At 33.1% G+C, this 13,163-nt stretch carries 10 protein-coding genes, 1 tRNA gene and 1 rRNA gene; 1 reads left to right on the top strand and 11 read right to left on the bottom strand.

Features of this window, described 5'->3' with window-relative positions:
• Nucleotides 1-283: 283 nt before the first annotated feature.
• The 9 genes from Q0739_RS09345 to Q0739_RS09305 all read right to left on the bottom strand — a co-directional run bounded on the left by Q0739_RS09345 (nt 284) and on the right by Q0739_RS09305 (nt 8,776).
• Entirely contained in the window at nt 284-1,054 is a 771-nt protein-coding gene (locus tag Q0739_RS09345; protein WP_298238455.1) for a LuxR C-terminal-related transcriptional regulator, read from the bottom strand.
• A 257-nt stretch (nt 1,055-1,311) separates the two neighbouring features.
• Nucleotides 1,312-1,386, bottom strand: a tRNA-Val gene (locus tag Q0739_RS09340).
• 62 nt (nt 1,387-1,448) lie between these two features.
• On the bottom strand, nt 1,449-2,666 hold the full coding sequence (locus Q0739_RS09335) for a folylpolyglutamate synthase/dihydrofolate synthase family protein (protein ID WP_298238454.1): 1,218 nt from the start codon (nt 2,664-2,666) through the stop codon (nt 1,449-1,451).
• Nucleotides 2,667-2,672: 6 nt separating this feature from the next.
• A complete protein-coding gene (locus tag Q0739_RS09330) occupies nt 2,673-3,521 on the bottom strand; it encodes an energy transducer TonB (RefSeq protein WP_298238593.1) in 849 nt (282 codons plus the stop codon).
• A gap of 64 nt (nt 3,522-3,585) precedes the next feature.
• Nucleotides 3,586-3,978, bottom strand: coding sequence for a biopolymer transporter ExbD (locus Q0739_RS09325; protein WP_298238453.1), 393 nt, complete (start codon nt 3,976-3,978; stop codon nt 3,586-3,588).
• A 1-nt stretch (nt 3,979) separates the two neighbouring features.
• Entirely contained in the window at nt 3,980-4,681 is a 702-nt protein-coding gene (locus tag Q0739_RS09320) for a MotA/TolQ/ExbB proton channel family protein (RefSeq protein WP_298238452.1), read from the bottom strand.
• 151 nt (nt 4,682-4,832) lie between these two features.
• A complete protein-coding gene (gene nhaD, locus Q0739_RS09315) occupies nt 4,833-6,233 on the bottom strand; it encodes a sodium:proton antiporter NhaD (RefSeq protein ID WP_298238451.1) in 1,401 nt (466 codons plus the stop codon).
• 100 nt (nt 6,234-6,333) lie between these two features.
• Nucleotides 6,334-7,560, bottom strand: coding sequence for a Glu/Leu/Phe/Val dehydrogenase dimerization domain-containing protein (locus Q0739_RS09310; RefSeq protein ID WP_298238450.1), 1,227 nt, complete (start codon nt 7,558-7,560; stop codon nt 6,334-6,336).
• A gap of 157 nt (nt 7,561-7,717) precedes the next feature.
• Nucleotides 7,718-8,776, bottom strand: a complete 1,059-nt coding sequence (locus tag Q0739_RS09305) for an anhydro-N-acetylmuramic acid kinase (RefSeq protein ID WP_366140785.1) — start codon at nt 8,774-8,776, stop codon at nt 7,718-7,720.
• A gap of 98 nt (nt 8,777-8,874) precedes the next feature.
• Here Q0739_RS09305 and Q0739_RS09300 point away from each other — a divergent pair, with 98 nt between their 5' ends.
• Nucleotides 8,875-10,017: an acyl-CoA dehydrogenase gene (locus Q0739_RS09300; RefSeq protein ID WP_298238448.1), complete on the top strand. Its 1,143-nt coding sequence runs from the start codon at nt 8,875-8,877 to the stop codon at nt 10,015-10,017.
• Between the two features lie 135 nt (nt 10,018-10,152).
• Here the strand turns inward: Q0739_RS09300 and Q0739_RS09295 are convergent, their stop codons facing one another.
• A complete protein-coding gene (locus Q0739_RS09295) occupies nt 10,153-12,591 on the bottom strand; it encodes a helix-turn-helix domain-containing protein (protein WP_298238447.1) in 2,439 nt (812 codons plus the stop codon).
• A 315-nt stretch (nt 12,592-12,906) separates the two neighbouring features.
• Nucleotides 12,907-13,014: ribosomal RNA gene (gene rrf, locus Q0739_RS09290) — 5S ribosomal RNA — on the bottom strand.
• Nucleotides 13,015-13,163: the final 149 nt, after the last annotated feature.

Here is a 13,163-nt window from a genome sequence, read left to right as displayed (position 1 = left end):
TTAATTAGGGTTAATAGCAAAAACCCATAAACAAGGAGATTCAAGTAGGTAGGTGGGGTTCTTAAAATTAATCATACATTACCCATCAAAAAATACCAACTTTTGGGTATTTTAGAGATGGCTAAAATAATTCAGTAATTTCTCATATAATTGTTTAAAACACAATACTCATTTTGAGTATTTTAATAAAATTTCGTAAAGTTTTCGTTAAACGACTTTCTTATTAAGATGTAATACAAAGGAAATTTTAAAATTCTCTTTTGTGTCGCAGTTTAAAATTTAATTAAATGATGTTTTTATTCATTTTTAACATCCCTATAAGTTCTCCGGTTGAAGAAATTTTAAGTTTTTTAAGGATATTACGGCGATGGGTATCTACAGTATTAGGGCTAATATTCAGTTTTTTAGCAATATCCTTACTGGAATAATTTAAAACTAAAAGACGAATAACATCACGCTCTCTATTACTAATTCCTCCAGTTAATAATTTCTGTGAGAAATTGTTAAAATATACGGTTTCATATTCATTATTACTATTTAATAATTTAGCAGAGGCTGAAATTTGCATCTCAAGGCTTCCTGACAAAACTGTATAGTGCGCTAAACCAATCACGGGCTTATCCTTACTATCAAACTCCAGAGGCGTTGTATTCTGTACTACATTAACATATTCATCTTTACCGTTTTTTAATCGATAATTCCAAGTATAACTCATTTTACCTCTATCATTAACACTAATTTCATTTATCGTAAAATTCATTAATTCATTTAATGCTTTCAACCATTTATCTAAATCATCAGGGTGCATTCTACTCCACAAATATCGCATTCCCTTAATTTGCAATTCCTGTTTATCTAATCCAAGACAAGCAGTCATATTTTTACTTATATATTCAAAGGATAAATCTTGAGTATTTGTAATGCAAAAAAAAGTGGAACTATATGGAAGATAAACATCCAGTTCTATTATTTTTTTAATATGCTGTTTGAGTGACGGGTTATCGTGTGATTTGAATATTTCTTTGTAGACTTCTTTTATAGAACTACCATTCATAGACGAGAGATTTTTCCTAAAAATAAGCAAAAAATTTTAGTATCAAGGGGATAGAAAATGGTATATAAAAAAATCCTGATAAAATTACTTGGATTTTTATGTGATTGCGAAGGGATTGTATATCACAAAACACTCCATTCTGAAAATAGAGCCTGCTCAAACATAGTTTGAGAGCATATTTTTATTTCACAAAACTGAATACATTCATTTTGTTCCATAAAAAAAGTCTGCTTAAAAAAGCAGACTCTATTTATTTGTGGGCGCGAAGGGATTCGAACCCCTGACCCCTTGGGTGTAAACCAAGTGCTCTGAACCAACTGAGCTACGCGCCCTCTAAATTGGACTGCAAATATAACCTAGTTTTTAATATTGCAAAAACTTTTTCAATAAAAAATTAAATAATTTCAGCGACCACAAAAGTACTTCCTCCAACAAATATTAAATCATTAGGTGTAGCCTTTCTCAAAGCACTTTCATAAGCTTCTTTTACAGACTCATAAGCCGCTCCTAACATGTTATGTGCGTTAAAATATTGCTTTAAATTCATCACATCCATACCTCTAGGAATATTTGGTTTGCAGAAATAATAAATAGCCCGCTTAGGAAGTAAACCAATTATTGAATCTAAATCCTTATCATTTACCACACCAAAAACAATATGTAGATTATTGAAATTCTCATTTTCGAGTTGCGTCATAACATAGGTAAGTCCTTCTCTATTGTGTCCCGTATCGCATATAACCTTAGGTATATTTTTAAGTATTTGCCAGCGCCCTAATAGGTTTGTATTTTTTACAACATTTAGCAACCCTTCTTTTAAATGTTTCTCTGAAATATTATAGCCAATTAACCGAAGTTCTTTTACTACTTGAACAACTGTTTTTGTGTTTTTAATTTGATAACTACCTACCAAATCGGATTTATATTCGCTAAATACATTTTTATCTGCAAATTCAATCTTAGAATTATTTTTCTTAGCTAAATCCTTAAAAACTAGAGCTGTTTCTTTTTGAGTTTCTCCAATAACAACTGGCACATTGGCTTTTATAATACCTCCTTTTTCATGTGCTATCAATTCTAAAGTATCTCCTAAAAACTGTGTGTGATCTAATCCTATATTTGTTATTACAGATACTTCTGGAGTAATAATATTGGTCGAGTCTAAACGTCCGCCCATACCGACTTCGACAACTGCTATATCAATTTCTTGTTTTGAGAAATAGTCGAAGGCCATTCCAACAGTCATTTCAAAAAAAGACATCTCATTATCTTCAAAAAAAGACCTATTCCGTTTTATAAAACTAATTACAAATTGCTTACTAACCGTTTTGCCATTAATTTTAATGCGTTCTCTAAAATCTTTTAAATGCGGAGAAGTATATAACCCTACTTTATACCCTTCTTCCTGAAGTACTGAAGCGAGCATATGGCTGGTAGACCCTTTGCCGTTAGTACCTGCAACATGAACAGATTTGAACTTCTGCTCAGGGTTATTTAAATAGTTTGCAAGTTTTATGGTGTTAGATAAATCTTTCTTGAATGCCAATTTACCTTGTCGTTGATACATTGGTAGTTGAGAAAACATCCAATCAAGCGTATCTTGATATGTCATTACTTACTATTGACTTAATTTGAAATTTACACTTACAAATCCTATTTGTCTTGATGGTGCTTTAGAATCTGATGGCCATTTATGAGATAGTGCTATCTTTTTTGCTGGATCTAAAAGGCATGCTGCATTATTGGTTGTACCTCTAACACCTGGTTCTGCTTTTGTTACATTGCCATTTTTATCAACTTCAATTCTAACCACAACGCGTCCCGACTCATTACAATCTTGTTTAATTGTTTTATAAGAAGCTCTGCCCCTACCATTCAATCCGTAACCAACGCCACCACTTCCAGTTCCCTGTCCACCAAAATAACTTGGAGCATATGGGTCGCCATCCAATTGCCCTTTATCTCCTGCTCTATCATCGTTACCTTCACTTCCAGTTTCACTACCTTCAGATTTACTAACACCACCAATAAGTGCATCTAGCTTCTTTTTTTTCTCCTCTTGCTCACGCTTTTCTTTAGCTATTCGATCTGCTTCTGCTTTAGCTTTAGCATCTGCAATGGCCTTTGCTTTCGCTTCAGCTTCTTTTTGCTTCTTAATTGCAATGGATTCAACATCTTCTTGAGTGAGAACTTCTTCTTTGGTTTCTGAAGCTTTTGTTGGCTCAGATTTAGAAACATCTGGCTGAGGTGGTTCTTCAATTTTCTTCGGTTCAGACTTTACAGGCTTTAATGGCTGAACATTACCTTTTCCAAATGACGAATTACCAAAATTAACAGCAACACCATATTCTTCAGGCGGATCCATATACGTTGTACCAACAACAAACAATAATAGCAATAATATAACAGCAATTAATGCTGTTAACTTTGCCGAATTCTTTTCATGTTTTGTTTTGAAATACTTCATCATTATAAAAACTTCTCGATACAATTCTGATTAAAAAATTAGCATCAATCGAAGTGACAAATTATTAATTAGGCTTTACTGCTAAAATAACTTTAAACTTATTTCTATTTGCTATATCCATTACCTTTACAACATGTTCTACAGGTACAGATTTTTCTGCTCTTAAAACAATTGTTGGTTTTTCTTGTGAAGAAAGCAACGCTAATAATTCGTTTTCTAAAACACTTTCACCAACTCGTTTTTGATCGATATAATAGGTCAAATCTTTTTTAATACTAACTGCCACAGACTTTTTGTTTTCGGTTTTACCACTTGCTTTTGGCAATAAAATATCAATAGCATTTGTTGTTACCAATGTAGAAGCTATCATAAAAAAGATAAGTAGTAGAAATACAATATCCGTCATAGACGACATATTGAATTCTGGTGTTACTTTATTTCTTCCTCTAAAGTTCATATTATGTTGGCTCGTTTAAGTGATCTAAAAACTCTAACGAATTAGCTTCCATTTGATACACCACTTTATCTGTCTTTACAACTAAATGATTGTATGCTATGTATGCAACAATACCAACTATTAAACCTGCTACTGTGGTTGTCATTGCTGTATACAAACCACTTGCCAATACATCCATTTCTATAGAACCACCAGCATTTGCTAATTCAAATATTGCTAAAATCATTCCAATTACCGTACCAAGAAACCCAATCATTGGAGCTGCTCCAGAAATAGTTGCCAGAATACTCACGTTTTTTTCCAATCCATAAATCTCTAATCTGCCAGCATTTTCAATGGCTGTATTAATATCTGCTAGTGGTTTTCCAATTCTTGAAATTCCTTTACCAATTAATCTAGACACAGGTGTATTTACTTGAGCACATAGTACTTGTGCCGAATCTATTTTACCATTGCTAACATGGTCTTTAATTTGATTCATAAAATTAGCATCTACTTTAGATGCTGCTTTAATTGCAAAAATGCGTTCAAAATAAATATATATTGCACCTACAAGCAATAGAAAAAGGACCGCAATAATAACTTGTCCTGCAGTGCCCCCGCTACTAATTAATTCAATAATCGAAAGTGTTTTTTCAACAGATTCGCCATCGGTTAGCACATCTGCCCCATCTTGGGAGTTTTGTAATAAAGTATTTAGCATATAATTTTAATTTATTGCAATTTTATAACGCTGGTTTAGACGCTAAAGTATAACAAAAATACATTTCAGCTTATAATCTTAATACAAAAACAGAAATATTAGTGAATTCACACTAACATTTCTGTTTTCATTATACTAAACTGATTGCTAATTAAAATAGTGTTCTTGTAAACATAAATGCAACGGCTCCAACTAAGAACCCTACTAAAGCCAACCAAGCTATTTTTTTTAAATACCAGAAAAAATCTATTTTTTCCATCCCCATAGCCACAACTCCAGCAGCAGAACCAATAATTAGCATACTACCTCCTGTTCCAGCAGAATAAGCTATAAAATGCCAAAGCTCATTATCGATAGGCTCATGAAACATCCCTAAACTTGCAGCCACTAAAGGAACATTATCAATAACTGCAGAACCAACACCCAATAATAAAACTACTAAATCTGAGACACCTTCATGAGTTCCTTGATGCAATTCAGTTCCTAACATAGGCATATTTTCCTGCAAGGAGCCAGCAAAATTAAATAAGATACCTAAAGATTCTAATGCCGCAACCGCCATTAAAATACCTAAGAAGAACAATATACTAGGTAATTCTATTTTAGATAATGAGTAATGTACAGGACTATGTTGAGCATGCGCATCGCTTTCTTCTGAGTCATGTATAGTCATACTAAATTTAGAACTACTATATATTTCAGCAAAAATAGCAACAACTCCTAACGACAACATCATCCCTACATAAGGTGGTAAATGTGTAATTACTTTAAATATAGGTACAAATACAATTGCACCAAGACCTAAATACAACATCGTGCTACTAAACTTAGACTTCTTTTTTTCTTCAATTTCTTCAATATCTAAATCGCCTTTAAATGCGGGTAAAAATGAAGCTATAAATGTTGGAACCGCCATACATAAAAAGGAAGGCAATAATAAATACCCCATTAAATGCCCTGTTGTTACTTTTTTACCAATCCATAGCATGGTAGTAGTAACATCACCAATTGGCGACCAAGCACCTCCAGCATTTGCTGCTATTATTATTAAACCAGCATACCATATACGCACATTTCTATCCTTAACTATTTTCTGAAGTATTGAAATAAGTACAATCGTAGCAGTAAGATTATCAATTATAGCTGATAAAATAAAAGCCAATATGGCAAAAATCCAGAGAATTTTGCTTTTTTTCTTAGTTTTTATAAAGTCCTTAATTGTTGAAAACCCATCGAAATAATCTATTATTTCTACAATGGTCATGGCTCCTAAAAGAAACACTAAAATCTCTGACGTTTTACCTAAATGGTGCAAGAGTGTTTCTTCCATAAGGTGCATCTTCTCTTCATGTCCAAGCAACCCAAAATTATCTAATAATGCATGTTTTCCCGAATCAAACCATTGCGAAAAAGTATCTAATCCCAAAGCTATTAATGCCCAACATATGGCCATCATAACCAAGGCTGGGATAAGTTTATCTATTTTTATACTATGCTCAAGAGTAATAGCCAAATAGCCCATTACAAATACTAAAATAATAGCTGCTTCCATAAATTAAAATATTATTGGTTGTTGTTAAATTGTCTTTCGCCTTAAATTTTGATGCGCCTTTTTGATTTAATTAATAACTTATTCTAGTGCTTGTTTTGTTTTAAATTAATTGTTCCAAAGCTATTTCAAAAGCTGCTTCACTTATTCCAGTTTTAGACTGATTTTTATTATACACTTTTTGGATTGCTTCTCTAATTTTATTTGATGTGTCATTAAATATGGCTTCATCTGTCATTAACACACGACGTTCCATGAAATAAGCAAATACCCTCGCCATTCCACAGTTTGATATAAAATCTGGTATCAAACTAACCCGATAATCTGTATGTTCCATAATTGGCCCAAAGAAGATTTCTTTGTCAGCAAATGGCACATTAGCTCCGCATGAAATAACTTCTAAACCACTATCTATCATTTCGTCAATTTGATGAATAGTAATTAAACGAGATGCTGCACATGGTGCAAAAATTTCTGTTTTAATTGACCATATCTTCTCGTTTATTTCTTTAAAAGGAATTAAATTATCGCTAACTAAAGTATTACTTTTTTTTGCGAGAAACAAGTTAGTAATCTCTTCAAAAGAAAAACCATCTTCTTTAATTAATCCTCCAGCAATATCTATTATGCCAACCACTTTAGCTCCCATCTTAGACAAGTAAAAGGCTGCTGCTGCTCCTACATTTCCAAAACCTTGTACTACAGCACGTTTGCCTTCAATTGAGCCGCCATAAATATCATAATACTGTTTGGCAGCTTCTGCAACACCAAAACCAGTAATCATATCTGCTACAGTATATTTTCTGGAAACTGATGGGGAATAATCAGGATTTTCAATAACTTTTATAACCCCTTGCCGTAATTGACCAATTCTATTTATTTTATCTGCTTCCGTTGGTTTAAAGTGACCATTAAAAACGCCTTCTTGGGGATGCCATACACCGCTTTCTTCTGTAATTGGGATTACTTCATGAATTTCATCTACATTTAAATCGCCTCCTGTTCCATAATAACTTTTAAGCAATGGTGAAACTGCAGCATACCACCGCTCTAATACTCCTTTTTTACGTGGGTCAGTTGGATCAAAATTTATTCCCGATTTTGCACCACCAATAGCAGGCCCAGAAACGGTAAATTTAATTTCCATAGTTTTTGCTAAGGACAAAACTTCGTTCATGTCTAAACCTTTGCGCATTCTAGTTCCACCACCTGCTGCACCACCACGCAAAGAATTTATAACCGTCCAACCTTCGGCATCTGTTTCTGGATCTTTCCAATTAAATACAATCTCAGGGTCTTTATTTTCATATTTTTTTAATAATTCTTTCATTTTTAGATTTATTTTTAATTCAATTTAACTTAACACTTCATGATACATGAGATTTAGGATTAAGTGTAGCTATAACTGATTCATTCTAAAAAAGATTAAAATATTAAGGTAACAAATATAAAAAACTAAAAAGCTTAAATATTAAATTATGAAAACTTTATGGATAGAAAATATTTCCAGAACTATGGTCATTAACAGCCCCTGTTACACTTTTAAGGCAATTAACCTCATTCCTAAGCTTTAAGACTCCTAGGAATGCAAAAATAAGTGCTTCTTTAAACTCAATAATTTTTCGGGAAGGTACAATTGTTTTAATTTCTGAAAGGGTTTTTATTCTCTTCATTAAAAACTTATTGTATACGCCACCACCAGTAACTAACACCGAGCCTTTTTTATTATCATTAATTGCTGAAGCAATTTGAATAGCTATATGCTCTATAAACGTTCTTAAAATATCTATAACCTCTAATTTATACGAATCAATTAAAGGGAAAATGTTTAAACTAACCCATTCTAACCCTAACGACTTTGGGTGAGCTTCTTCATAAAAAGTTAATTCGTTTAATTTCTTTAATAGGTTTGTGTTTATCTTTCCTGTTGAAGCCATTTGCCCTTCATCATCATAATCGAATCCTAAAGTCTTTATATAGTGATTTAGCACAATATTAACTGGGCAAATATCGTAGGCAATTCTGTGGCTACTTTTATCAAATGAAATGTTAGCGAATCCACCAAGGTTTAAACAGAACTCATATGCCGAAAACAATAATTTATCTCCAATAGGAACTAAAGGAGCACCTTGTCCACCAAGTAATACATCTTGAACACGAAAATCGCAAACAACTACTTCGCCTAATAATTTTGAAAGTATTGCTTTATTTCCGATTTGATATGTAATTCCTTCATCTGGCTTATGCAATGCTGTATGACCATGTGATGAAACTACATCTAACTTATCAATCTTAGTCTCTTCAATAAATTGCCTAATTTCCTTAGCTAGGTATTTTGTATAGTCATTATCAACTTCTTCTAGCTCCTCAGAAGTTAAGTCTACCAAAGTAGTTAAAGTAACCTTCCATTTTTTGTTATATTCAACCGTTTTATAACTATTTATTTTGAATTGCCACTTTTTGTCGAATTTAAAGGAAACATAAATTAAATCTAAACCATCTAAAGATGTTCCAGACATGACACCAATCACATTATATTCTTTCATTATCATATTAAGTAAAAATAGTATTTTCTATTAAACATATCACATTAAAAATTTATATTTGTGCATATTTTTTATCATATCAATAATATTTTAAGGTTATGGATTTTAGTCTTTCAGAGGAACACATAATGATTCGTGATGCGGCTCGCGATTTTGCTCAAACCGAACTACTCCCAGGTGTAATTGAACGTGACAATAAACAACAATTTCCAGATGCATTAGTTAAAAAAATGGGCGATTTAGGTTTTATGGGTATTATGGTTGATCCAAAATACGGAGGAAGTGGTATGGATGCTATTTCTTATGTTCTTATTATGGAAGAATTATCTAAAATTGACGCCTCGGCTTCTGTTATAGTTTCTGTTAATAATTCATTAGTTTGCTACGGACTAGAAGCCTATGGTTCTGAAGAACAAAAACAAAAATACCTTACTAAACTTGCTACAGGTGAATTTGTTGGTGCTTTTTGTTTGAGTGAACCAGAAGCAGGAAGTGATGCTACTTCACAAAAAACTACTGCTATAGATAAAGGTGATTATTACTTAATAAATGGCACTAAAAACTGGATTACAAGTGGTGGACGCGCCGATGTTTATTTAGTAATTGCACAAACAGATCGCGATAAAGGATCACACGGTATTAATGCTTTTATTGTTGAAAAAGACACAGAAGGTTTTCATATTGGCCCTAAAGAAGACAAACTTGGTATTCGAGGGAGTGATACACATACACTTCAGTTTAATGATATGAAAATTCCAAAAGAAAACAGAATTGGTGCTAATGGTTCTGGGTTTCGGTTTGCTATGAAAACCTTATCTGGTGGACGTATAGGTATTGCTTCTCAAGCTTTGGGTATCGCACAGGGTGCTTATGAGTTGGCTTTAAAATATTCTAAAGAACGTAAAGCATTTGGTACTGAAATTTGTAATCATCAAGCTATAGCTTTTAAACTCGCCGATATGTATACAGACATTGCTGCTGCTAGGCATTTAGTTATGAAAGCGGCATGGGATAAGGATCAAGGAAATAATTACGATATGTCCAGTGCCATGGCTAAATTATACGCATCAAAAATTGCTATGGAACACACCGTTGAAGCGGTGCAAATTCATGGAGGTAATGGATTTGTTAAAGAATACCATGTTGAGCGTTTAATGCGTGATGCAAAAATTACCCAAATTTATGAAGGCACTTCTGAAATCCAGAAGATTGTAATCTCGAGAAGCATTTTGAGAGATTAAGTTACACTATTCTAAGGAGTGAAGTGAGGTAAGAATCTGTTTTAATTATATTTCTAAATTTTTTATGAATCTTAATTTCGAATAGAACTTACATTGATAAGATTCTTACGTCATTACATTTCTCACAACAACGCTTTATTCTTTTTTTAAATCCTCTAAAACCAACCGTAACTCACCATAACTATATTTTTCATCAACCTGTTGCTTCAAATCCGATAAATTCTCATATTTCTTTTTAGGAATTAAAGTTTTCAACTCTAAATAATGAGTCTCAGGTATTAAGTCTGTAATTTTCACCTGACCTGAAGATATAAAACTTGCTAAATGTCCAATAATAGTATTGGTATTCAATTCTCGTTCATCAGCAATCTCTTGAACCGATTTTCCAGATTGAAACAAACGCAACGATTCCTTTTTAGTATCTCCTTTTTTGCGTTTCGGTTTAGGTTCATCAAAAATGGTGGCATCATTAGACGTTTCAATATCATGCTCTTCACAATACGCTTTAATCACTTTAAAAATAGCAGCCCCATATTTTTCAACACGAGTTTTTCCCATGCCATTCACTTTAAGCAACTCCTGTTTGTTAGTTGGCAAGGTTTCACACATTTCGTAAAGTGTTTTTTGTGCAAAAATCTGATAATGAATTAAATCTTTCTCGTGAGCAATATCATTTCTAAGCATACGAAGCTTTTCAAATAACGCTACATTACTAGTACCTTCTATAACTGTCTTTCTAGGTTTCTTTGGTTTATCTTTCCCTGTAAATATTGATTTAGCACGTAACTCTAGAAAAATTTTTGCCGAAAAACCATTAGCTAAACCTTTAAAAAATAATTGTTTTACTGTTAGTAAATCTTCAAAACCATCCAAATGCTTCGTTATTTCACCACCAACAGCCTTATTGTCTGTAGTAAATCCAAATGTTTTTAAAGGTGTTACTATTTTTGTTTCAGTTTCAGTTTTAAAATAAGCAATGGCTTTTTTAAACCGCTCTTGAATTACAGGACTTTCTTCTGCTAGACCTTCGCTCTCAGAAAGTTGTTTTAACTGCGAATTAAAACTATTAGCAACTTTCAAAAAGTTCGCTATACAATCTTTAATTGGTAAAAAAGTACTTTCAATCGAACCTTCAACAACTGTTCTATTCTTGTAATAAATATCTAAAATTCTATTTAAAGGATATAAAAACCCATAAAACTCAAACACTTCAGCAACTAAATCCAATTGAAAATTCTTTTGAGAATCCTTTAAAATTGTTTCATCAGGCGCATGCTGTTCAGCATGCGCGTTAAAAGACATTACATTTTTATCACTAATAATCTGATTGGAATGAATTTTACTCTTCAAAACCAAACCTTCTAAAGATTTACATCGACTCAACGCTACATAAGTTTGCCCATGAGCAAAAGCTCCCTGCGCATCAATAATTGCTTTTTCAAAAGTTAAGCCCTGACTTTTATGAATCGTAATACTCCAAGCCAAACGCAATGGCATTTGTGTATAACTCCCTATTTTCTCTTCAGTAATAGCTTTAGTTTCTGCATTTACAGAATAATTTATATTCTCCCATATTTCAGGAGTTACAATAATATTAAAATCGTCCTCAGGACAATGCACAACCACTTCATCACCATCCAAATGCATTACTTTACCAATCTTACCATTAAAATATCGCTTCTCTGGGCTACTATCATTTTTTACAAACATAACTTGCGCTCCAACTTTAAGCTCCAAACACTCCTTATTAGGGTACGCATATTCAGGAAACTTACCATCCACTTCAGCATTATAAGTAAATGTCTTGGTTTTTAACTTCTCCAACTCCGTCCTGTTGGTTGCCTCTGCTTTATTATTATGAGTTGTTAAGGATATATACCCTGCATCTGGTGCAGGCGTAAAATCTGGAACGTAGCGTTTATTCAATTCCGCAGCACCTGCATCTGTCAAGCTATTATTTCTAATCTCATTCAAGATTTCAATAAACTTCGGGTTCTCCTGCCTATAAATATGTTTCAACTCTATAGTAATTGCATCACATTTCTGGAAAGCCAGACTACTAAAAAAGAAGCCATTACTATACACATGCTTCAACAACGCCCACTCTTGCTCTTTAATTACTGGCGATAGTTGTTGCAAATCACCAATCATCAAAACCTGTACACCGCCAAACACTTTATCTCTATTTCTAAAACGTCGCAGGGTTCTATCAATGCCATCCAACAAATCGGCGCGAACCATACTAATTTCATCAATAACCAATAAATCCATCGATTTAATAATATTGATTTTTGTTTTACTAAATTTTCTATTAAATCCTTTTGAAGCATTCAAATCCGTATCAGGTAAAATCGGACCAAAAGGCATCTGAAAAAACGAATGTATCGTCACACCCTTAGCATTAATAGCAGCCACACCCGTAGGCGCAACCACCACCACACGTTTCAAACTATTCATTTTCAAACGATGCAAAAAAGTAGTTTTACCAGTACCCGCCTTACCCGTTAAAAAAATAGATCGATTTGTATTATTTACAAATGCCCACGCCAATTCTAGTTCCTTATTTTTAGCCATCAAACACTTAAAAATTTAGATGTTTAAGATACTAATATTGAATATTTTTTTGGGCGGGTTTTAAAGAAAAATTAAAACCGCGCTATCCACTGTATCTTTTTATTATGTTATTTCGAGGAGGAACCGACGTAGCAATCTGTCAAATCCTACCTCCTAACAAACAACAGTACATATCAAGCCATAAAAAGGATGCCGTTACTATCGCTCCCGCAACTATCCGCTAGAGTTCAGTATTAAATAAAAGAAGTTTTTCTTTTTGCTAAAGTATATCACAAAAAAAAGAGTCTAACTACATACTGTAATTAGACTCTCTAAAAAAGGCGACGACCTACTCTTCCACAAATGTAGTACCATCGGCGCTAATGGGCTTAACTTCTCTGTTCGGAATGGTAAGAGGTGAGCCCCATCGCTATAACCACCTTAAGCTTTAATCTCGCACTTGATGCGGGATCTCTTTCTTTTAAAGAAAGATAAATATCTTAACATATTGAAAATAAGAACATGGTTTGTAATAATTATTTGTACTCTAAAAAAACAGGCGTACAATAAGCCTATGGGTTATTAGTACTACT

The organism is uncultured Algibacter sp., from assembly GCF_947487605.1.
Classification (GTDB): domain Bacteria; phylum Bacteroidota; class Bacteroidia; order Flavobacteriales; family Flavobacteriaceae; genus Algibacter_D.
This window is presented reverse-complemented; position numbering and strand designations above follow the sequence as displayed.

Bases quoted from the DNA above. Each gene is read 5' to 3' on its own strand.
- Q0739_RS09295 (WP_298238447.1), bottom strand. From the start codon at position 12,591: ATGGCTAAAAATAAGGAACTAGAATTGGCGTGGGCATTTGTAAATAAT.
- Q0739_RS09300 (WP_298238448.1), top strand. From the start codon at position 8,875: ATGGATTTTAGTCTTTCAGAGGAACACATAATGATTCGTGATGCGGCT.
- Q0739_RS09345 (WP_298238455.1), bottom strand. From the start codon at position 1,054: ATGAATGGTAGTTCTATAAAAGAAGTCTACAAAGAAATATTCAAATCA.
- Q0739_RS09335 (WP_298238454.1), bottom strand. From the start codon at position 2,666: ATGACATATCAAGATACGCTTGATTGGATGTTTTCTCAACTACCAATG.
- nhaD (WP_298238451.1), bottom strand. From the start codon at position 6,233: ATGGAAGCAGCTATTATTTTAGTATTTGTAATGGGCTATTTGGCTATT.
- Q0739_RS09310 (WP_298238450.1), bottom strand. From the start codon at position 7,560: ATGAAAGAATTATTAAAAAAATATGAAAATAAAGACCCTGAGATTGTA.
- Q0739_RS09320 (WP_298238452.1), bottom strand. From the start codon at position 4,681: ATGCTAAATACTTTATTACAAAACTCCCAAGATGGGGCAGATGTGCTA.
- Q0739_RS09305 (WP_366140785.1), bottom strand. From the start codon at position 8,776: ATGAAAGAATATAATGTGATTGGTGTCATGTCTGGAACATCTTTAGAT.
- Q0739_RS09330 (WP_298238593.1), bottom strand. From the start codon at position 3,521: ATGAAGTATTTCAAAACAAAACATGAAAAGAATTCGGCAAAGTTAACA.
- Q0739_RS09325 (WP_298238453.1), bottom strand. From the start codon at position 3,978: ATGAACTTTAGAGGAAGAAATAAAGTAACACCAGAATTCAATATGTCG.